Source organism: Novosphingobium sp. BL-A-28-Hi1-0D (genome assembly GCF_055521755.1).
In genome coordinates, this window is sequence record NZ_CM145502.1 from 3030841 (window position 1) to 3051986 (window position 21146).

General features: G+C 64.1%; 20 protein-coding genes. 12 read left to right on the plus strand and 8 right to left on the minus strand.

Translation table 11 applies throughout. The features are described from left to right. Window positions 1–37 precede the first annotated feature (37 nt). From moaB to ACZ1JW_RS14675, 3 genes are read right to left on the minus strand one after another with little or no spacing between them, the layout of a single operon-like run. Window positions 38–565 carry a molybdenum cofactor biosynthesis protein B gene (moaB, locus tag ACZ1JW_RS14665; RefSeq protein WP_465141111.1) on the minus strand — a complete coding sequence of 176 codons (528 nt, stop codon included), beginning with the start codon at window positions 563–565 and terminating at the stop codon, window positions 38–40. Then, window positions 555–2366, minus strand: a complete 1812-nt coding sequence (locus ACZ1JW_RS14670; protein ID WP_465141112.1) for a lytic transglycosylase domain-containing protein — start codon at window positions 2364–2366, stop codon at window positions 555–557. The genes moaB and ACZ1JW_RS14670 overlap by 11 nt, the downstream gene beginning before the upstream one ends. Next, complete coding sequence (locus ACZ1JW_RS14675) at window positions 2342–3115, minus strand: uracil-DNA glycosylase family protein (protein WP_465126058.1); 774 nt, start codon at window positions 3113–3115, stop codon at window positions 2342–2344. Before ACZ1JW_RS14675 ends, ACZ1JW_RS14670 begins: the two co-directional genes overlap by 25 nt. Window positions 3116–3244: 129 nt before the next feature. Here ACZ1JW_RS14675 and ACZ1JW_RS14680 point away from each other — a divergent pair, with 129 nt between their 5' ends. The 7 genes from ACZ1JW_RS14680 to ACZ1JW_RS14710 all read left to right on the plus strand — a co-directional run bounded on the left by ACZ1JW_RS14680 (window position 3245) and on the right by ACZ1JW_RS14710 (window position 11491). Further along, window positions 3245–4894, plus strand: coding sequence for an electron transfer flavoprotein-ubiquinone oxidoreductase (locus ACZ1JW_RS14680; protein ID WP_465141113.1), 1650 nt, complete (start codon window positions 3245–3247; stop codon window positions 4892–4894). A 69-nt stretch (window positions 4895–4963) separates the two neighbouring features. Further along, window positions 4964–5767, plus strand: coding sequence for a 4-(cytidine 5'-diphospho)-2-C-methyl-D-erythritol kinase (locus ACZ1JW_RS14685; protein ID WP_465141114.1), 804 nt, complete (start codon window positions 4964–4966; stop codon window positions 5765–5767). After that, the gene (locus ACZ1JW_RS14690; protein WP_465141115.1) at window positions 5764–6486 is read left to right on the plus strand and encodes an N-formylglutamate amidohydrolase; all 723 of its coding nucleotides are present in this window, start codon (window positions 5764–5766) and stop codon (window positions 6484–6486) included. The genes ACZ1JW_RS14685 and ACZ1JW_RS14690 overlap by 4 nt, the downstream gene beginning before the upstream one ends. Window positions 6487–6620: 134 nt before the next feature. After that, window positions 6621–8468 carry a dihydroxy-acid dehydratase gene (gene ilvD, locus ACZ1JW_RS14695; RefSeq protein ID WP_465126054.1) on the plus strand — a complete coding sequence of 616 codons (1848 nt, stop codon included), beginning with the start codon at window positions 6621–6623 and terminating at the stop codon, window positions 8466–8468. After that, a complete protein-coding gene (locus tag ACZ1JW_RS14700) occupies window positions 8468–8824 on the plus strand; it encodes a hypothetical protein (RefSeq protein ID WP_465141116.1) in 357 nt (118 codons plus the stop codon). Before ilvD ends, ACZ1JW_RS14700 begins: the two co-directional genes overlap by 1 nt. Next, a complete protein-coding gene (locus tag ACZ1JW_RS14705; protein WP_465141117.1) occupies window positions 8808–10289 on the plus strand; it encodes an NAD(P)H-hydrate epimerase in 1482 nt (493 codons plus the stop codon). Before ACZ1JW_RS14700 ends, ACZ1JW_RS14705 begins: the two co-directional genes overlap by 17 nt. Continuing rightward, window positions 10286–11491, plus strand: a complete 1206-nt coding sequence (locus ACZ1JW_RS14710; RefSeq protein ID WP_465141118.1) for a class I SAM-dependent RNA methyltransferase — start codon at window positions 10286–10288, stop codon at window positions 11489–11491. Before ACZ1JW_RS14705 ends, ACZ1JW_RS14710 begins: the two co-directional genes overlap by 4 nt. A gap of 67 nt (window positions 11492–11558) precedes the next feature. Here the strand turns inward: ACZ1JW_RS14710 and ACZ1JW_RS14715 are convergent, their stop codons facing one another. The 5 genes from ACZ1JW_RS14715 to ACZ1JW_RS14735 all read right to left on the minus strand — a co-directional run bounded on the left by ACZ1JW_RS14715 (window position 11559) and on the right by ACZ1JW_RS14735 (window position 15474). Continuing rightward, on the minus strand, window positions 11559–11993 hold the full coding sequence (locus ACZ1JW_RS14715; protein ID WP_465141119.1) for an MAPEG family protein: 435 nt from the start codon (window positions 11991–11993) through the stop codon (window positions 11559–11561). A 27-nt stretch (window positions 11994–12020) separates the two neighbouring features. Further along, window positions 12021–12452: an MAPEG family protein gene (locus ACZ1JW_RS14720; protein ID WP_465141120.1), complete on the minus strand. Its 432-nt coding sequence runs from the start codon at window positions 12450–12452 to the stop codon at window positions 12021–12023. Window positions 12453–12514: 62 nt separating this feature from the next. Continuing rightward, window positions 12515–13159, minus strand: a complete 645-nt coding sequence (locus tag ACZ1JW_RS14725; protein WP_465141121.1) for a class I SAM-dependent methyltransferase — start codon at window positions 13157–13159, stop codon at window positions 12515–12517. 2 nt (window positions 13160–13161) lie between these two features. Continuing rightward, on the minus strand, window positions 13162–14319 hold the full coding sequence (locus tag ACZ1JW_RS14730) for a BtaA family protein (protein WP_465141122.1): 1158 nt from the start codon (window positions 14317–14319) through the stop codon (window positions 13162–13164). Window positions 14320–14484: 165 nt separating this feature from the next. Next, a complete protein-coding gene (locus ACZ1JW_RS14735) occupies window positions 14485–15474 on the minus strand; it encodes a threonine ammonia-lyase (RefSeq protein WP_465141123.1) in 990 nt (329 codons plus the stop codon). A 78-nt stretch (window positions 15475–15552) separates the two neighbouring features. Here ACZ1JW_RS14735 and ACZ1JW_RS14740 point away from each other — a divergent pair, with 78 nt between their 5' ends. The 5 genes from ACZ1JW_RS14740 to ACZ1JW_RS14760 all read left to right on the plus strand — a co-directional run bounded on the left by ACZ1JW_RS14740 (window position 15553) and on the right by ACZ1JW_RS14760 (window position 21123). Further along, window positions 15553–16758: a saccharopine dehydrogenase family protein gene (locus ACZ1JW_RS14740; RefSeq protein WP_465141124.1), complete on the plus strand. Its 1206-nt coding sequence runs from the start codon at window positions 15553–15555 to the stop codon at window positions 16756–16758. A 54-nt stretch (window positions 16759–16812) separates the two neighbouring features. After that, window positions 16813–17202 (plus strand): GxxExxY protein, encoded by a 390-nt coding sequence (locus tag ACZ1JW_RS14745; protein WP_465126044.1) that lies wholly within the window; start codon window positions 16813–16815, stop codon window positions 17200–17202. A 58-nt stretch (window positions 17203–17260) separates the two neighbouring features. Then, on the plus strand, window positions 17261–18460 hold the full coding sequence (locus tag ACZ1JW_RS14750; RefSeq protein WP_465141125.1) for a carboxynorspermidine decarboxylase: 1200 nt from the start codon (window positions 17261–17263) through the stop codon (window positions 18458–18460). 41 nt (window positions 18461–18501) lie between these two features. Next, window positions 18502–19728 (plus strand): serine hydrolase domain-containing protein, encoded by a 1227-nt coding sequence (locus ACZ1JW_RS14755; RefSeq protein ID WP_465126042.1) that lies wholly within the window; start codon window positions 18502–18504, stop codon window positions 19726–19728. Window positions 19729–19899: 171 nt separating this feature from the next. Next, on the plus strand, window positions 19900–21123 hold the full coding sequence (locus ACZ1JW_RS14760; RefSeq protein WP_465126041.1) for a type III PLP-dependent enzyme: 1224 nt from the start codon (window positions 19900–19902) through the stop codon (window positions 21121–21123). Window positions 21124–21146: the final 23 nt, after the last annotated feature.

Consider the following 21146-nt stretch of genomic DNA (forward strand, 5'->3'; position numbering starts at 1 on the left):
AAGTGGAACAAAAATGCAAGTAGTGCTTGGGAAAAGCCTACTTTTCCAGCAGCCTCGGCATGAGTTCGACGAAGTTGCAGGGGCGGTTGCGGCTGTCGAGTTGTTCGTCGAGAATTCCGTCCCAGCCGTCCTTCACCGCGCCGTTCGATCCAGGCAGGGCGAAGATGTAGGTGCCGCGCGCGACGACGGCGCAGGCGCGGGACTGGATCGTGCTGGTGCCGATGGTCTTGAAGGAGAGCCAGCGGAACAGTTCGCCGAAGCCGGGAATGTCGCGGGTCTTCACCCGGTCGAGCGCTTCGGGGGTGACGTCGCGCCCCGTCAGACCGGTGCCGCCGGTGATGACCACGGCATCGACCGTGCGGTCATCGATCCAGTTGTTGAGGCGGCTGACGATGCGGTCAGCGTCGTCCTTTTCGATGGCGCGGGCGGCGAGCTTGTGGCCCTTGGCCTTGATGCGTTCGGCGAGGATATCGCCCGAGGTGTCCTCGGCCGGGCCGCGCGTATCGGAAACGGTGAGCAGGGCGATGTTGATCGGCTTGAATTCGCGCGAAGTATCAATTGCCACGCGATGCGATCCTTATGTTTTCCGGCCTTATGTTTTCTGCACCAGTCAGGCCGGGGAACTTCGGCCACATGCCCTGGACGAGACCGAGGCGACTTTCGGACGGGCCACCAGCCTGCTTCTCATACATCCAGTAGTTGCGCATCACGATGGAAACGTAGCCGCGCGTTTCCCAGTAAGGGATGGATTCCATCCACAGCAGCGGGTCGCTGCCGCCGCGGATTTCGGTGTTCCAGCGCGCGATGGGCAGAGGTCCGGCATTGTACGCCGCCATGACCTTGGGCAGGAGGCCCTGCGTCGCATCGGAATCGCGCAATTGCTGAAGGTATTGCTGGCCGAAAGCGAGGTTGACGTCGGGCAGGTCGAGCTGCCGATCGCGCCCTGCCATCAGTGGCTCTACGCGGGCCATGTCCTTGGCAGTGCCGGGTCGGACCTGCATGAGTCCCTTCGCACCTGCCGGGCTGGTCACGGCGGTGCGGAAGTTCGACTCCTGCAGCGAGTGCGCGAAGAGCAGCGCAGGGTCGACCTTCCAGCCGGTGGCCGGGGTCCACTTCGGCGCCGGGAAGCGCGCGGCCTCATCCGGACGGGCGCCCGACGGGGCGTTGTAGGCCATCCACAGTTGGGTGGAGGGCAGGCCGAGATCGCGGGCGAGGCGCGAGAGCGGGGCGTATTGGCCGGGCGCGCCGATGCGGGCCTGATGGCGCAGTACTTCGTCGGCAAGGCCGTCCTCGCCAATCTCGGCAAGCTGCACGGCGGTGCGGATGTTGGGCACGTCGCGCAGCTGCTGCCAGTCAGCCAGCGAGAAATCGGGGGCGACCGGCGGCGCGCTTTCGCGCAGGCCGAGCGCTTCGGAGGCCATCATGCCGTAGAGCGTCTCGCGGAAGCGGGCGGCATTGCGCAGCGACGCGGATACCTTCTCGGGCTTGCGGCAGCGCAGCCACGCGCGGCTTGCCCAGTAATGCGCGGCAGAGGCCAGTTCGTCGTTCTGCGCCAAGCCTGCGGTCTTCTCGAACGCGTCGGCCGCCGCGACGCAATCGCCCAGGCGCCAGCTGGCAAGGCCCGCAGTCCAGTAGGCTTCGGAGACCCAAGGCCCCGTTCCTTCGGCGGCGGTCAGCGCGATGGCGCGTGCGGTGGCGTCGTCGTTCTCGATATAGAAGGCCCAGCCGATCTTCTGGCGCCATTCGGCCCGGGCGTCGGACGAGAGCGTGGCGTCGACGCCATCCAGCAGCACGCGGGCGCCGACGGGATCGTCGAACTTGATGCGGTCCTGAATTGCAGCGGCGACGCTGGCGGGCATCGTGCCGTCATCGATCGAGCGGGGACGGATACGCTTCGAGACGTTGGGCAGAGCCATGAGGCGCTGCGCTTGCGGCAGGCTGGGTAGCTCGGTTGCGCCGCGCTTGAGGGCGAGACGGCCAAGCTGTTCAGCCCATGGCAGGTCTGGCGCCTTGTTCAGGACGTCGGTGATCGGCGCGAGTTCGGCCTTGGGCGAAGTGGCCGCGAGAATGTATTGCGCGCGGGCAACCGTGTGCAGCGGTCCGTCTGTGCGCTGGGCGAAGAGGGCCTGCACTTGCGTCCAGTCCTCACGCTCGATCGCGGAAAACAGGCTCTTGTAGTAGCTCCGGTCATCCTGGCTGAGCAGCGAGGGTACGGCGGTGCGATCGGCGCGGCCGCGAAAATAGTCGACCGCTGCGCTGTTCGCCTGCGCGGGCACAGCCGAGAGCGCTGCAACCGAAGTCGCAAAAGCCAGCAGCGTGTACTTGGTGGCGTGAGCCAGCTTCAAATCGTTTCGGTCCCCGTCCATTCGAGCCAGCGGCTCCACAAACCTGCCTTGAGGGCAGGGCGTTGCAGCATGGCTTCGAGATCCCACGCCGGCAGCGCAGGGAGTGGTGGCCCTTCTTGATTAATTGCCCGTAAACTTTGAGCCAAATTCGGCGGGTCGTGGCCGAGAAGCGCTGAAATGCCGGATCCGCCCAGGATCAGCAGCCGCCTAGGCCGCGCGAGAGCGATGTGATGCAGCAGCACCTCGCCCAGCCCGGCGGCGCGCAGGGTCTCCCAATCGGGCATCGGCAGGTGGGCTGGAAGGGCGGAGGCGAGGTAAGTCTGCGCCCGGTCTATGCCCATCGCGCCGAGCATCGCATCAAGCAACTTGCCTGCGCGTCCCGTCAGCAGAGCATCGCCATCGTCAGCCGAGGGCATCGGTACGAGGATCATCAGCGAAGCATTGGCAGGCCCTGTGGGCACCAGACGCTTGAGGCCTGCAGGCGCGAGGGCGGGTTCGGTGAGCCACCAGTCGGCAAATGCGGCAAGGTCCTGCGGCCATCCGCTGCGATCCGCGACTTTCACGATGACCGGCGAATCGCTGCGTTCTGCGGCGAGTTCGCGCAAGGGTTTCATCGGTGCAGGGGCGGGGGGAGGGGACTCCTGCCGGGCCTGTGCCAGCCAATCCTGCGGATCATCTATGAATGCGTGATCGACGCCGGCATCGCGCCACCACGCCAGCGCTGCCGTAAGGGCAGGGCCCATGTCAGTGCCGAGGCCAGTGTCATGCATGTTGGCGCTATCAGGCAACCTGTGCTTCCTCGCAGTCCGATTTGTGGTCTTGACCTTGCCGGTAGGCTCTTTCAAGGCACAATGCGAATTCAAACGCGCAATTGGCATAAAGTCGGGAGTTATCGGGGCATGAGCGAACGGGAATCGATGCCGTATGACGTCGTTATCGTCGGCGGCGGACCTGCGGGGCTGGCGGCCTCGATCCGGTTGAAGCAGGTCAACCCGGAAATCTCGGTCTGCGTGCTCGAAAAGGGCTCGGAGATCGGCGCGCACATTCTCTCGGGCGCGGTCGTCGATCCCAAGGCGCTGGACGAGCTGCTGCCCGAATGGCGCACGCAGGGCTGCCCGATGGCCGAAGTGCCGGTGACGGACAACTGGCACTGGGTCCTGTCGAAGAAGGGCAAGATGTCCGTCCCGCACTGGCCGATGCCTCCGTTCATGTCGAACGAGGGCAACTACACCGGCAGCCTTGGCAACTTGTGCCGCTGGCTTTCCGAGCAGGCGATGGAACTGGGCGTCGAGATCTTCCCCGGCTTCCCGGCAGCGGAAGTGCTGTTCGATGAGAACGGCGCGGTGATGGGCGTTGCCACCGGCGACATGGGCATTGCCAAGGACGGCTCCAAGAAGCCCGACTACCAGCCCGGCATGGAACTCCACGCCAAGTACACGCTGTTTGCCGAAGGCGCGCGCGGGCACCTGACCAAGCGGCTTAAGGCGCACTTCGATCTCGAGCGCGATTGCCAGCCGCAGGTCTATGGCATCGGCATCAAGGAACTGTGGGACATCGATCCCGAAAAGCACGTTCCGGGCCGCGTGATCCACACGCAAGGCTGGCCGCTTTCGGAATCGAATTCGTGGGGCGGCGGGTTCCTCTACCACCAGGCCAACAACCAGGTGGCACTGGGCTTCGTCACCGCGCTCGATTACGCCAACCCCTATGTCTATCCGTTCGAGGAATTCCAGCGCTGGAAGCAGCATCCGGAAATCCGCGCGATTCTGGAAGGCGGCCGCCGCGTGTCCTACGGCGCGCGTGCGATCAACGAGGGTGGCTGGCAGTCGGTGCCGCGCCTGTCGTTCCCCGGTGGCGCGCTGATCGGCTGCTCGGCGGGCTTCGTCAACGTGCCGCGCATCAAGGGCAGCCACACCGCGATGAAGAGCGGGATGCTGGCGGCGGAGTCGATCGCGGCGGCCATCGCTGCGGGCCGCGAGAAGGACGACATGGTCGAGTATGACACGGCCGTCCGTGAAAGCTGGATCGCCAAGGAGCTCAAGAAGGTCCAGAACGCGCAGCCGCTGGTCGCCAAGTTCGGCGGCGAGCTGGGCACGGTGCTGGCGGGCGCGGACATGTGGCTGCGCACAATCGGCGGCTTCGGCATCTGGAAGCCGATGAAGCACCACAAGGACGCCGAGGCCACGCAGCGCGCCGACCTGTTCAAGCCGATCGCGTACCCCAAGCCCGATGGCGTGATCACCTTCGACCGTCTGACCAGCGTCTCGTTCTCCTACACCAACCACGAGGAAGACCAGCCGAGCCATCTCGTGCTGAAGGACCCGACGGTGCCGACGCGGATCAACCTGCCGCTCTACGCAGGGCCTGAGCAGCGCTATTGCCCGGCGGGGGTCTATGAGTACGTGGGCGTGGAAGAAGGCAACCCGCGCCTCCAGATCAACGCGCAGAACTGTGTCCACTGCAAGACCTGCGATATCAAGGACATGACCCAGAACATCGAATGGGTGACTCCCGAAGGTGGCGGCGGGCCGAACTATCCGAATATGTAACTTGAACGGGCAACGATATCAGGAGGCGCCGGGGCTTGCTCCGGCGCTTCTTCCGTTTCAGGGAAGGGTATGACCTTGCGAGAGACAGCCTACGCCAAGATCAACCTTGCGCTGCATGTGCGGCGGCGACGTGATGACGGGTATCATGAGCTGGAGACGCTGTTTGCCTTCGTGGATGCGGGGGATGAGCTGAGCGTTTCGCCAGCGTCGGCGGACTCGCTGCGCGTTGTCGGCGAGTTCGGTGGGGCGTTGGACGATCCGTTTGGGAACATCGTGGCCAAGGCCTTGCAATCCTTGCCGCATGGGCCGGGCTGGGCGGTGACGCTGGAGAAGAACCTGCCGGTGGCGGCGGGGCTTGGCGGTGGGTCGGCGGATGCCGGGGCGATCTTCCGGATGGTTCGGGACAGCCATGGTTTGCCGGAGGATTGGCATGCACGTGCAGCAGAGCTTGGTGCCGATGTTCCGGCTTGCGTCGAGAGCGTGGCCTGCATCGGGCGGGGGACCGGGACCGAACTTGAGCCGATTGCCAACGATCTGGCGGGAACCCCGGTGCTGCTGGTCAATCCGTGCATTCCACTGGCGACAGGGCCGGTGTTCAAGGCCTGGGACGGGGTCGATCGCGGGCCGATGGAGGGCGCCAACCTCAGGGAAATAGCGCTTTTCGGGCGCAACGACCTTGAAGCTCCGGCGCTGACGCTTGTGTCAGAAATAGGTGAAGTGCTGGAAGCTCTGGCGCAAACGGGTGCTTGGCTGACGCGTATGTCAGGTTCGGGGGCAACCTGTTTTGCCCTCTATGACAGCGTGGAGGAGCGTGATGCAGCGCAGGCGGCCATGCCTGCCGGGTGGTGGACTTTGGCTGGACCGTTGCGGTGAGCGAGGCCTATCGGATCATTGGTGTCCCGCGGTTCGGGGGCATTCTGGTCGTTTCCGATCATGCCTCGAACCTCGTTCCCGATGACATTGATCTGGGCATCGCGCCGAAATTGTTGAGCCAGCACATTGCGGTGGACATTGGCGTGGCTGAAGTGGGCGCGCTGATGGCGCAGCGGCCGGGCATTGCGGCGTTTCAGGGCGGGGTCAGCCGTCTGGTCTGTGACTTCAACCGTGACGAGCATCTGCCGACCGTGGTGCCGATTGCGAGCGACGGGCACGCAATTCCCGGCAATGCGCTCGACCATGCAGGCCATGAGGCGCGACTGGCGCGCTTCTTCCGACCCTATCACGATGCGCTGGCGGAATTGCTGGCGGACGTCCCGCAGTCACTTATCGTTTCATTGCACAGCTTTACGCCGCAATTGGCTTCGAGCGACGAGCCCCGGCCGTGGCACGTGGGCGTGCTGTACAACGAGGATGACCGGGCGGCGCGGATTGCCATTGCGCTGCTTGAGGCAGAGGGCCTGTGCGTAGGGGACCAGTTGCCTTATTCGGGCAGGCTGCTGAATGCGACGATGAACCGCCATGCCGAAGCCGATGGTCGGCCCTACCTCGGCATCGAGGTGCGTCAGGACTTGATCGGGCACCCGGACGGGCAGGCCGAGTGGGCCGAGCGGCTGGCGCGGATCGCCAATCAGGTTGCCGTTGCAATCAGCTAGGTTTTCCGGGCGTTTCGGGCGTCGGGATTACTGGCATAGTTGTAATTAATACTTTCGACAGCGGCCGATTCCGTGGGCTAGGGAACGATCCCAAGTCGCCCACAAAAACTGATTCCCTGACCGGAGTTCACACCATGCCCCCGTATCGTTCACGCACCACCACCCACGGCCGCAACATGGCCGGCGCGCGCGGATTGTGGCGCGCAACGGGGATGAAGGACGAGGATTTCGGCAAGCCGATCATTGCCGTGGTGAACTCGTTCACGCAGTTCGTGCCGGGCCATGTCCACCTCAAGGACCTCGGCCAGATGGTCGCGCGCGAGATCGAGGCGGCAGGCGGGGTTGCCAAGGAATTCAACACCATCGCCGTCGATGACGGCATCGCCATGGGCCACGACGGCATGCTCTATTCGCTGCCGAGCCGCGACCTGATCGCCGACAGCGTCGAGTACATGGTCAACGCGCACTGCGCCGACGCGATGGTCTGCATCTCCAACTGCGACAAGATCACGCCGGGCATGCTGATGGCGGCAATGCGGATCAACATTCCGGTGGTGTTCGTCTCAGGCGGGCCGATGGAAGCCGGCAAGGTGATTCTCAATGGCAAGGAGCACGCGCTCGATCTGGTAGACGCGATGGTTGCCGCTGCGGATGAGAAGTACACCGACGAGGAAGTGACCGCGATCGAGCGTTCGGCCTGTCCGACCTGCGGTTCTTGCTCGGGAATGTTCACCGCAAACTCGATGAACTGCCTGACCGAGGCACTGGGCCTGTCGCTTCCGGGCAATGGCTCGACTCTGGCAACCCATGCCGATCGCAAGCGCCTGTTCCTCGAAGCGGGGCGCCTCGCGGTGGATCTGTGCAAGCGCTATTACGAGGAGGACGATGCCAGCGTCCTGCCGCGCTCGATCGCCAGCTTCGATGCCTTCGAGAACGCGGTGTGCCTCGATATTGCAATGGGCGGGTCGACCAACACCGTGCTGCACCTGCTGGCCGCTGCGCACGAAGCGGGCGTGAACTTCACGATGTCCGACATCGACCGACTGAGCCGCCGCGTGCCGTGCCTGTCCAAGGTCGCTCCGGCTAAGTCGGACGTGCACATGGAAGATGTCCACCGCGCGGGCGGGATCTATGCGATCCTTGGCGAGCTGGATCGTGCAGGTTTGATCCACACGCACCTGCCGACCGTGCACAGCCGCACGCTGGCCGAGGCGCTGGATCGCTGGGACATCAAGCGGACGACTTCGCCAAGCGTGCAGGAATTCTTCAAGGCGGCACCGGGCGGCGTGCCTACGCAGGTCGCGTTCTCGCAGGACCGACGCTGGAAGGAACTGGACCTCGACCGCGAGACCGGCGTGATCCGTTCGGCAGAGCACGCCTTCAGCAAGGACGGCGGGCTTGCCGTGCTTTACGGCAACATCGCGCGCGATGGCTGCATCGTGAAGACGGCAGGCGTGGACGACAAGATCCTCAAGTTCACCGGCCCAGCCAAGGTCTATGAAAGCCAGGATGCGGCGGTGACCGCGATCCTCACCGGGCAGGTCGTAGCCGGTGACGTGGTGGTGATCCGCTATGAAGGGCCCAAGGGCGGTCCGGGCATGCAGGAAATGCTCTATCCAACGAGCTACCTCAAGTCGAAGGGGCTGGGCGCGGCTTGCGCTCTGTTGACGGACGGGCGCTTCTCGGGCGGCACCTCGGGCCTGTCGATTGGCCATGCCTCGCCCGAAGCGGCAGAAGGCGGCGAGATCGGGCTGGTCGAGAACGGCGACGTGATCGAGATCGACATTCCCAATCGCACCATCCACCTCGCGGTGAGCGACGAGGAACTTTCACACCGTCGTGCGGCGCAGGACGCCAAGGGCTGGAAGCCTGCGCAGGAGCGTCCGCGCGTGGTTTCGACCGCGCTCAAGGCATACGCCGCGATGACCACCAGCGCGGCGCGTGGCGCGGTGCGCGATCTCAAGCAGCTTGGCATCGACTGATGCGAGCGGGCCTGCCAGCGTTGCTGTTGTGTGTGGCGCTGGCGGCCTGTTCGAAGGCCGAGGACGCGCCGAAGGGCCGCGTGATCGATTGTGCGGTGGGTGGTTCGGCAAAGTTCCTGCCCGAATGCTTCGTCGAGGACTCGCGCGTGGGCGACAAGCGTTTCCTGACCGTGCGGCACAAGGCCGGGGGCTTCCGCCGGTTCGAGATGGTCGACGACGGGCGCGGCGTGGTATCGGCTGATGGTGCCGATGAGGCGACCGCGCAGTGGTCGTCGCAAGGCGTGCTCGAAGTTTCGGTGGCGGGGGATCGCTATCGCTTTCCGGCAAGGATGAAGGACGATGCCCCGCAGCCGTGACGCCGTGCTTTCGCAAGTCCTTACCGTGGCGCAGATGCGCGAGGCGGAGGAGGCGCTGATTGCGGCGGGCACGAGCGTCGACGCGCTGATGCAGGTGGCAGGGCGCGGCGCTGCCGAGTGGGTGCGGCGGATCGCTGGCGGCGGCTCGGTCACGGTTCTGTGCGGGCCGGGCAACAATGGTGGCGATGGCTGGGTCATCGCCGAATACCTTCGCGAACATGGCAATACGGTGCAGGTGGTCGAGGCGCGGGCGCCTGCGACCGATGCGGCATGCAATGCCAAGGCGTTGTATCGCGGCGCGATTGTCGGGGCGGATGGCGTGCCGTCGGGTGATGTCTTCGTCGATTGTCTGTTCGGCAGCGGGCTGACGCGGGCTCTGCCGGACGATCTGTTCGGCATGCTCTGCGCGTTGGCCGGGCGGCACCGGCATTGCATTGCGATAGACCTGCCGAGCGGCATCGAGAGCGACAGCGGTGCCGCACTCATTGCCGGTCTTCCGGAGTGCACAATGACCGTGGCGCTGGGGGCGTGGAAGTATGCGCACTTTGCCATGCCCGCTTGTGTGTCGATGGGTGCGTTGAGGTTGGTCGATATCGGTGTGGCTGCGGTGCCGGGGGCGGCGTGGGTTTTGGCCAGACCAAGGGTGGCGGCACCTGCGGCCGATGCGCACAAGTATCGGCGGGGGATGCTGGGGATCGTGGCAGGAGAGATGCCCGGTGCGAGCCTGCTGGCGGCGACCGCGGCGTTGAGGGCGGGGGCGGGGTACGTGAAGCTCGTCGCGCCAGAAGCGCCCTCGAACGTTCCGCCGGAGTTGGTGGTGACCGGCGACGTTGCGGCAATGCTCGGCGATCCGCGCGTTGCTGCGCTGCTGGTGGGACCGGGGCTTGGGCGGTCCGATCAGGCGGCTCGGTTGCTGACGAGGGTGCTTCACGCAGGGCTGCCGAGCGTGATCGACGCCGATGCGCTGGTACTGCTGCGCCCGGCAATGCTGGGATCTTCGCCGACCGTTCTGACGCCTCACGAGGGCGAGATGGCGGCGCTGGAGCGGGCCTTCGGGCTTTCTGGCGAAGGATTGCGGTGGGAGCGGGCGTTGGCTCTGGCCCGGGTTTCAGGCGCAGTGGTCGTGCTGAAGGGGCCGGATACGGTGATTGCCGCGCCCGATGGAAGCGCGGTCGTCGCCCCCCGCGCGTCTTCGTGGCTTTCGGTTGCGGGGACCGGGGACGTGCTGGCCGGGACCATTGCCAGTCGGCTTGCCACGCATTGCCAAACCTTGGGCCAAACCTTGGGCCAAACCTTGGGCCAAACCTTGGGCCAAACCTTGGGCCAAGACTTGGGGCAAGCCTTGCGCGCGGCGGAAGAAGGCCTATGGCTCCACGCCGAAGCGGCCCGCCTGTGCGGGGCTGCGTTTACGGCCGGTGAGCTGGCCCATGCCGTGCAAGCGGCGTTGAAGGAATGTCTTGAATGAGTGATGCCGGTCTGATCGTGCGCGTTGCCGCCAAGGGAGAAGGCGCGACCGCCGATGGCAGGTACGCCACGCTGGCCGCTCCGGGCGACATGCTGCAGGCCGATGGCACGCTGGTGCATGGGCCGAACCATGTCGATCCGCCCTGCCGCCACTTCCCGGCCTGCGGCGGGTGCCAGTTGCAGCACCTGTCAGAAAGTGCGCTGACCGATTACGTGTTCGACCGCGTGGTCGGTGCGGCCAAGGGGCAGGACATTGCCGAGGTTCCCGCCAAGCCTGCGCACGTTTCCCCGCCCCATTCGCGGCGCCGCGCCACGCTTCATGCGCAGGCCATCGGCAAGCGGATTGTCATCGGCTTTCGCGAGCAGGGCTCGCACAAGATCGTCGACATGCGCGAGTGTCACGTGCTCGCGCCGCCGCTGTTTGCGCTGGTCCAGCCGCTGCGTCGGCTGCTGGAAGGCTGGGGGGAGCGCAAGCTCAACGTCGACATCGAGATGGCGCTGGCAGATCAGGGCGTTTCGGTGAGCCTGAAGGGCATAGCGGCCGAAGGGCTCGCCAAAACCGAAGCCCTGCTCGATTTTGCTCGCGAAAACGGCCTGGCTCGGCTGACGCTCGATTCAGGCTATGGGCCTGAAGGTTTGTGGGAGCCTGAGCCGGTAACCGTGACGCGCGGGCAGACGCCGGTTTCGTTGCCGCCGGGGGCTTTCCTGCAAGCGACTCTTGATGGTGAGGCTGAACTGGTCGGCGCGTCGCGGGAGTGGCTGGCTGGAGCCGCGACGGTCGCGGACCTGTTTTCGGGCCTTGGCACGTTCGCTTTCGCACTGGCAGGGCCGCAGACCAAGGTACTGGCAGTCGAGGCTGCGCGCGATTCCTTCATGGCTTGTCAGGCTGCGGCGCGGATGAACGGGCGGCCGGTCCATGCGTTGCACCGCGATCTGTTCCGCAATCCGCTGCGAGTGGAGGAACTGGATCGTTTCGCAGGCGTCCTGCTCGATCCTCCGCGCGCCGGGGCACAGGAGCAGGTGGAACAGATCGGGCTGAGCAAGGTTGCGCGCGTGGTTTACATTAGCTGCAACCCGGCGAGCTGGGCTCGCGATGCAGTGAAGCTGATCGCCGGCGGCTACAGGCTGGCCGAGCTGAGGCCGGTCGGGCAGTTTCGCTGGTCGACGCATGTCGAACTGGCGAGCCTGTTTACGCGGGATTGAGTCAGCGTTTGGTAACAACACCGAGGCCCCCGCCTTCGCGGGGGCGCAAGGTGTCTGTATGCAGCGATCAGGCGGCGAAGACCACGCGAGCGGCGTGGTAGATCAGCGCCATAAGCGCGACGCTCGACAGCGAGAACAGGATGAAGCGAACCATGACCTTGTTCACGGTCGCCTGTACCAGCGAGTGGATGACGCGCAGGCCGACATAGGCCCAGGCCACCGTTGCGCTCGTCCCGTTCCCCATGCCCGCGACGGCCAGCACGAGGCAGACCGCGTAGAACAGCGTCGGCGCTTCGTGGAGGTGGTTGTAGTTGTGCGCCTTCCACTGGATGCTCGCCGGCAGGATATCGTCAAGCGTCTTCGACGGATCGCGGGCCAGGCTGTCAGGATCGAGCTTGGCAGCGTTCATCGCCGGGATGCGCGTGGCATACATCCACAGCCACATGACCATGGTCCACGCCATCAGGGCGACGGCGGGTTGCAGGATCTTGGCAATCGTCATGGCATTCTCCCCCTTCTTTTTTGAAACTCAGACCTGGCCGAGCGTGGCTCCCAGTGCCCGTAGCGCCAGCATCGTGAGGCACACTGTCGACAGCAGGAACAACGTGAAGCGCACGGGCACACGGTTCACCGTCGACTGCCAGATCGAATGCACGATGCGCAGGCCGACATAGGACCACGCCAGCGCCACATCGAGACGGCCAGCCCCCATGATCGCAAGGATTGTCACCGTGGCGTAGAACAGCGTCGGCTGCTCCATCAGGTGCGCGTAATTGTGTGCCTTCCAGTTGACTTCGTCAGGCAGGACACCGTCAAGATCCTGTCCGCGCCCGCCAGGCTTGGCCCTGCCAAGTCCGCCGAGTTGCTTGAGTGCCGGCAGCCGCGTTCCTGCCATCCAGAACAGCATGACGATGGACCACAGCACGAGTACGGCTGCGGGCGTCAGGATTTGCGCCATCATTTCAGATCTCCCCCGAGATTTGCGGGAGAGTGAAAGGTGTCTCTTGGATTGTCAATTGCAACTTATCGTCGCAGCGTGATCCGGCGGAAGTAGCCGTAGCGTCCCCGCAAGGTGCGCTGGCCAAGCTGGCGCTCGGCTGCGATCCGTGCCGCGAAGGCGGCAAGATCGGCACGGGGCGTGACATGGAACCGCGCGAGCCAACCGCGCATCAGCTGGCCAAGCGGACGCGGGAGGCCGTCGAAGTCGCCGAAATCCACGATGTGGAGCGAGCCGCCGGGGGCAAGCAGGTTGGCGGCATGATCCAGGGTCTGCTGCCACTGCGGGATCATCGACAGAGCATAGGAAATGACCACGCGATCGAACGTGGCCCTTCCGAACAGGGCCGCGGCATCGAAATCCGTCGCATCGCCGTGCGCAAGGGCGCAGCTGCCTGCGAGCCGCTTATGCGCGACAGTGAGCATCTCATCGGAAATGTCCAGGCCATACAGGTGCGCACCCGGCCATTGGCGGGCAATGCAGGCGAGGTTGCGTCCCGTTCCGCAGCCCACTTCCAGCACAGCCTTGCCCGGGGCCGCGTCCAAGCCTGCAATCAGGCCATCGCGTCCGAACAGGTAATACTTCCGGGTTGCGTCGTAGATGTGCTTCTGGTGGCGATAGACGGCATCCATCAGCGCACCATGTGCAGAGTGTGAGGCGGCAGAAGCCATTTTCAGGCCAGTTCGTAAAGGTGGACGCCGCCGTAGATCGACGAGCGATCCTGCGCAGTGCAATCCGCAGACAGGGCCTCGTCATAACGCCAACGGGAGAGCAGTGCCTCGTTCACGCGACCGGGCAAGAGGCTCGGTTCGGCGGCAGTGCGGAACAGGACGCGTGCGCCGGGACGGGCGGTTCGGGTGATCTGCGTCCACAGCGCATTCAACTGGTCGTCGGTCATCCAGTCCTGTGCATCGAGCAGGACATAACGATCGAGCGAGGCAGCGGGCTGGGCGGTGAGGTGCTCGGTCAGGTTGGCGTGGCGCACGTCAATGCGGTTTGCCCGCTCGCGCACGGTTTGCCAGTTAGCGGCTTGCAGATAGGGCGGCAGCGGGGAGCGGTCGCCTCGGCCATAACCACGTCCGAAGGCCTGCCAGGCAAAGTAGTTGTCCTCTACCGGAAAATCGCAGGCGAGCTTTTCCAGACGGCGGCGCAGGACTTCGGCCATCGGCTCGTTCCCGGCAAGGGCTTCGAACTGGGCAGGCGGGATGCCGAGGCCGAACAGCGAGGCGGGCTGGTCGGTCAGCCAGCGCACGAAGCGCTTGTCGAATACCGGAGCCATTTCGCGCTCGAACACTCGGCGCTGCTCGGCAATGTCGCGCGCGGCGAGGATCGCTGAAAGATCGATCTTGTAGAGGCGGGCGAGGAGGTGTGCGACGCCGATGAAGTTGCCGAGCAGCCCGCGCTTGTAGATGTTGCTGGTGAAGCCACTGATACGACGGCGGCCGGACAGGTCACGACCTTCCCAATAGCGGCGCGTCGTTTCGTCGAGGTGTGGCAGAACGTAGGTGCGATAGGCGGCGATGTTGGCGGCGCTGTCGGCTTCGGCAAAGAAGCGGCGGAAGTGCGCGTGATCGGGCAGGTGCTGTGCCGAGGCGAGCTTGAGCTTGTTGAGCGCTATGTGGGCGGTGTTGAGATCGACCGCCGTGATCGCTTCGGGATTTGCCGTGAGATAGGACAGGACGTTGCAGCCGCCGCTGGCGATGGCGATGATGCGGCTGTCGGGCCGGATCTGCAGCGCCGTCATATCGACGTCGGGGTCTTCCCAAATCTGCGCATAGACAAGACCACGGAACGCGAGCGCAAAGGCATGGTCGAGCACGCGGTTGGCCATGCCGGAGCCCCGGCGGACAACGGAGCGTGTGATCGGATGGGAACGGGCACGTTCCAGCATTGGCAAGATCCCCGAAGAAGACTGTTCGGGAGTGCGGCTAGAACGTGACCATTGCGTCTGTGTGGCAGTTGACCGCGGATTGTCCGCAAGCTGTAAGACGCGCGCTCAACCCTCTGAAATCACCGCAGCAAAGGCTGCAGGATCGACATTGCCGCCCGACAGGATCACTGCAGTGTCGCCGTCAGTGGCAACCTTTCCGGCAAGAATTGCGGCCAGTCCTGCCGCGCCGCCCGGTTCCACTACCAGCCGCAATTTGGCAAAAGCATAGCGTTGCGCAGCACGAACTTCGGCCTCGGAAACGCTGAGGCCCTGCAAACCGCGCGATGCCATGACGGCAAAGTTGATGGGAAAGGTCGCAGGCGTCTGCAGGGCATCGCAGGCAGTCTTGGGCGCATCGGCGGCCACCCGCTGGATTGCGCCCGATGCAAGGCTGCGAGCCACATCGTCCCAGCCTTCGGGTTCTATCGGCACGATCCGCGCGTCGGGCAGCGCCAGTGCGAGGCCCGACGCGAGTCCGCCGCCGCCGCATGGGGTGACGACGCGGGTGGGCGGGCCACCGGCAAGGCATTCCATTTGCGCTGCCAGTTCGATGCCGGTGCTGCCCTGTCCTTCGATCACCCACGGATCGCCATAGGCGTGGACGAGCGTTGCGCCGCTTGCGGACGTCAGGCGAAGAGCCACTTCGTCGCGGTCTTCTCCCCCGGGGCGATCGTAGAGTACCACTTCGGCACCCAGCGCACGGGTCGCGGCAAGCTTCACCGCAGGCGCGTCGTTCGGCATGACGATCTTCGCGGCTATGCCCAGCCTGCGCGCCGCCCAGGCGACTCCTTGCGCATGATTGCCGCTCGATACCGCGACGACGCCTCGGGCCCGCTCGTCTTCGTCTAGCTCGGTCAGGCGGTGCCAAGCGCCGCGAATCTTGAAGGCGCCAACGGGCTGCAGGCTTTCGGCCTTGCACCAGACCATCGCGCCATTGGGCAGTTCCAGCGGGAGAACGGGTGTTTGCGGCAGCAACTGTGCGATCTTGTCTGCCGCGCGCAGCACGCCTTCCCGTGTGGGCAGGCGCTTGGCGACAGAAGGACTTGGGTTTGTCATGCCACTACTCTAAAGGCGCTGCCCATGAATGTCCTGCGCAGCATCGCAGCGGGGCGCAAAAAGACACTTGGAGTTATCATGGCAAAAGTTCTCGTCATCGGCGCAGGCGGCGTCGGCTCGGTCGCAGTCCACAAGATGGCGATGAATTCCGACATCTTCACCGGCATTGCGCTCGCAAGCCGGACCAAGTCCAAGTGCGACGCGATTGCCGCTTCGGTGAAGGAGCGCACCGGCGTAACTATCGACACCTTCCAGATCGACGCCGACGATGTGGCTGCGACCACCGCTCTGATCAATGAGGTCAAGCCGGTCCTCGTGGTCAACCTCGCGCTGCCCTATCAGGACCTCAACATCATGGATGCCTGCCTTGCCGCGGGCGTCAACTACATGGACACTGCGAACTACGAGCCGATCGACGAGGCCAAGTTCGAATATTCGTGGCAGTGGGCCTATCAGGACAAGTTCAAGCAAGCGGGCCTGATGGCACTGCTGGGTTCGGGCTTCGATCCGGGCGTGACCAGCGTTTTCGCCACCTGGCTGCGCAAGCACAAGCTCGACACGATCCGCACGCTCGACATCCTCGATTGCAACGGCGGCGATCATGGGCAGCACTTTGCCACCAACTTCAACCCGGAAATCAACATCCGCGAAGTGACTGCGCCTGCGCGCCATTACCTGAACGGTGAGTGGGTGGAGACGCCCGCGCTGACCATCCGCCAGCAGTTCGACTTCGAGGAAGTCGGCCCGAAGAACATGTACCTGATGTACCACGAGGAACTCGAAAGCCTCGCGCATCACCTGCCCGAGATCGAGCGCATTCGTTTCTGGATGACCTTCGGCGACGCCTATATCACGCACCTCACCGTGCTGCAGAACGTGGGCATGACCCGGATCGACCCGGTGATCTACAACGGACAGGAAATCATCCCCCTGCAGTTCCTGAAAGCCGTGCTGCCGGAACCTGCCTCGCTTGGTCCGACGACCAAGGGCAAGACCAACATCGGCGACATTGCCACCGGCCTGAAGGATGGCGAGGAGAAGACCTTCTACATCTACAACATCTGCGACCACGAGGACGCCTATCGTGAGACCGGCAACCAGGCGGTGAGCTACACCACCGGCGTCCCGGCCATGATCGGCGCTGCCATGATGGTGCAGGGCGTGTGGAGCGGTGAGGGCGTGTTCAACATGGAACAGTTCGATCCCGATCCCTACATGGACATGCTGAACAAGCACGGCCTGCCGTGGCAGGTGAAGGAACTGGCGGGGCCGCTGGCGTTTTGATCTTTCTGTTTCACGCAGAGACGCGGAGAAGAGAATAGAGACGCGGAGGGGGCCGTGCTTTCGATTGACGAGTTGTGCTCGATCGTCCTTGCGGAGGCTATTGCCATTCACAGGGAGCTTGGCCCCGGATTGTATGAAGCCGTCTATGAATCCGTGTTGACGGGGCGGTTGCGGCAGCAGGGGATCAAGGTCGAGCGGCAGGTGCAGGTGAAAGCCATCTTCGATGGAGTTACATACGATCCCGCGTTCAAGATCGACATGCTGATAGACGAAAGATTGGTGCTTGAGATCAAGGCTGTGGAGCAATTGAGCAAGGCTCACGCGAAGCAGTTGCTGACTTATCTGAGATTGCTGAAGCAGCCCGTCGGGCTGCTTCTCAATTTCTCCGAGGCTACCCTGAAGGACGGCATCCGAAGAGTGGTCAACGATTACAAACCTGACTAACTCTCTGCGCCTCTTCTTCTTTCTCCGCGTCTCTGCGTGAACCAAACGAGGTATCAATATGGAAACCAGAGCGGGCGATCCGGGCGCTTTTGCGCAGTTTGATCTTGGGCGGGTGGATAGCCCTGCCTTTGTCGTCGATTCTGCAAAGCTGCGAGCCAATCTGGCGGTGCTGGCCGACGTGCGGGACCGGGCCGGGATCAAGGTGCTGGCGGCCCTCAAGGCGTTTTCGATGTGGAAGGTCGCGCCGATTGTCGGGGAGTATCTCGACGGGGTTTGCACGTCCGGCTTGTGGGAAGCCAAGCTGGCAGCCGGGCACTATTCGGGCGAGATCGCGACCTATTGTGCGGCTTACAAGGCGCAGGATCTGCCTGAAATCCTGCGGCTTTCCGACCATGTGATCTTCAATTCTCCGGGACAGCATTCGCGGTTTGCCGGTGAGATTGCGGCGGCGCGGGCTGCGGGCGAGGCGTTCGACATCGGCCTCCGTATCAATCCGCTCCATGCCGAGGGCGAGGTGCCGCGCTATGACCCTTGCGCGCCGCATTCGCGTCTCGGGTTTCCGGTGGACCAACTTACGGCGGAGCATCTTGAAGGTGTTTCAGGCTTGCACTTCCATACGCTGTGCGAACAGGACTTCGAGCCGCTCCAGCGCACCTGGCAAGCACTCGAAGCCCGCATCGCTCCGTACTTCGGGCAGCTCAAGTGGCTGAATTTCGGCGGCGGACATCACATCACCCGAGCCGATTACCAGCGCGATGATCTGGTGGCGTTCCTGCGCGACGTGAAGGCGCGCACCGGCTGCGAGATCTATCTGGAGCCGGGCGAGGCCGTGGCGCTGGATGCCGGCATTCTTGTGGGCACCGTGCTCGATACGCACTGGAACGGGATGCAACTTGGCATCACCGATATCTCCGCGACATGTCACATGCCCGACGTGATCGAAGCGCCCTATCGCCCGGCCATGCTGGGCGAACAGCCGATTGACGAGTACGAGGATGGCGGGGAGGGCGAGGCTCCGGTCCGTCTGGGCGGGCCTTCGTGCCTGGCAGGGGACGTCATCGGCGATTATCGCAAGCCGGGTCTGGCCGAGCCGGGCACGCGCTTTGCCTTCCTCGATCAGGCGCATTATTCGATGGTCAAGACGACGACCTTCAACGGCGTGCCGCTGCCTTCGATCTGGCTGTGGGATAGCGAGAGCGACCGCCTCGAGAAGGTGAAGGGTTTCACTTACGAGGACTTCCGCGACCGTCTTTCCTGATGCATGCTACCTGCTGACAACGATGTAGGCGGGAGAGTGCAATGGCGGGGGAAGTGCTCGATGGGATGACCAGCGATCCGGTGCGCATGGGCTGGATGGAAGGCAACCCGCCGCCTGCCGACCGCCTGCTGCTCGCCTCGCGCGCGGATCACATGCGTTTTCCGATGATCCGCTGGTCCTACTCCAACATGCGCCAGTTCGTGCCCTCGCGCCGGGTTGCGGCATCGGGGCAGGGCGTGCCGTTCGAGCGGGATCTGCGCGATGATCTTGGGCAGGTTTCGTTCGTGCCGCTGAATGCGGATGCGCCCGTCACGCTCGAGCAATCGCTGACGCAGGCCTTTACCGACGGCATCCTCGTCCTCCATCGCGGCAAGGTGGTGTTCGAGCGCTGGTTCGGCGTGACCCGGCCGGAGACGCGGCACATTGCGTTCTCGGTCACCAAGAGCTTCGTCGGCACGATTGCCGAAATGCTTGTCGAGGAGGGCAGGCTGGACCCGGCTGCGCTGGCGTCGGACTACCTGCCGGAGCTGATCGGCAGCGGCTTTGGCGACGCGACCGTGCGGCAGGTGCTCGACATGACCACGGCGCTCGATTTCTCGGAGGACTATGCCGATCCCAACTCGGGTATCGGTGCTTACAGTGCCGCTCTGGGCCTGACGCCGAGGCCGGATGACTATGCAGGGCCGATCGACTTGTGCTCGTACCTGCCGACCATCGGCAAGGCTGGGAAGCATGGTGTGGGCTTCACCTACCGTACGCCGAACACAGAGGTTCTGGCGTGGATGATCTCGCGGATCGAGGGCAAGCATTTCGCCGATGTGCTGAGCGAACGGCTGTGGCAGCCGCTGGGCATGCTGGGCGATGCCGATCTCATTGTCGATCAGGCAGGCACCGCCTTTGCTGGTGGCGGCCTGAACCTGCGGCTTGAGGACTTGGCGCGCTTTGGCGAGGCGATGCGGCTGGGCGGGCTTGGCGTCATTCCCGAGAGCGTGGCGCAGCGCGCAACCCACGGCGGGGACCCCGCGCATTTCGACCGCAATCGCTATCCGCAACTGCCCGGCTGGAGCTATGGCAGCCAGTGGTGGATCAGCAACAACAACCGCGGTTGCTTCTCCGGCAGGGGCATCCACGGGCAGACCGTTTGGGTCGATCCGGCGGCTGAAATGACCGTTGCACGATTCGCATCGCATCCCACGGCGGCTAACGGCGCAAACGACCCGCTTTCCTTGCCCGCGTGGGCTGCACTTGCCGATGCACTAAAGTGCTGAAATCTTTGAGACCCTTTGGAATTGTTTCATTTTCCTGACAGTTGTTTTGACCGGCGTTATTTTCACTTGAGATTCAGACACAGGGCCTTATTACCCCCCTCTCGCTGCCCCATGGGGACTTCCAAACCGCAAGGCAGCTTCGTTCAACGTTCCGTTTGGGGGTCCCTTGAGTTGCACCATCATCCTGACGCACTGGCTGTAGTTCGCGCCTCCGCGCCTGAACAACCCGCCATTTTGAACCGTCCGCACGCCGCAGCGCGCGCTGCCCGATTCTTCGTCGAGAAGTTTCCGGGCAAGTCGCTCTATGCGGTGAAGGCGAATCCGTCGGCAGACCTGATCCGCATCCTGTGGGATTCGGGCGTTACGCATTACGACGTCGCTTCGATTGCCGAAGTGCGTCTGGTGCGTGAAACGCTGCCTGAGGCGGTGCTGTGCTTCATGCACCCGGTGAAGGCACCGTCAGCGATCCGCGAAGCCTATCACACCTATGGCGTGCGCGTGTTCAGCCTCGATTCGATCGAGGAGCTGGAGAAGATCAAGGCGGCAACAGCCGACGCCGATGGTAACGTGCCCGAAGACCTGACGCTGTGTGTGCGCCTGCGCGTCTCTTCGGAGTATTCGGAGCTGAGCCTCGCGTCGAAGTTCGGATGCGATCTGGCCAATGCGGCAGAACTGCTGCAGGCGACCCGTCAGGTGGCGGACTCGCTTGGCGTATGCTTCCACGTTGGCAGCCAGTCGATGAGCCCGCACGCCTATGTCCAGGCGCTCGAGCGCGTGCGTGCCGCCATCGTCGATGCTTCGGTCCTCGTCGACATCATCGATGTGGGTGGCGGCTTCCCGTCGATTTACCCAGGCATGGAACCGCCGCCGCTCGAAGACTACTTCGGCGTGATCGATCGCACCTATGAATCGCTGCCGGTTTCGTACTCGGCCGAACTGTGGTGCGAGCCGGGCCGTGCCCTGTGCGCCGAATACAACTCGATGATCGTGCGCGTCGAACGCCGCCGCGGCACTGAACTGTACATCAACGACGGTGCCTATGGCGCGCTGTTCGATGCGGCCCACGTCGGCTGGCGCTTCCCGGTGCGCGTGCTGCGCGACGAGGTTGCCAATGACGTCGAGACCGAGATCGAACTGGAGCCGTTCAGCTTCTACGGCCCGACCTGCGATGACATGGACCACATGGAAGGTCCGTTCGAACTGCCGGTGGACGTGAAGGTGGGCGACTACATCGAGATCGGCATGCTCGGCGCCTATGGCGCGGCGATGAAGACCGCTTTCAACGGCTTTGGCGCTACCGAAGTGTTCGAAGTCTCGGACGAGCCGATGGCAAGCCAGTACCGTGGCGACCGCCGCGATCCGCGCGTTTCGGACAACGTGGTTTCGCTGCGCTGATTTTTGCTGCGGCTGACTGAATT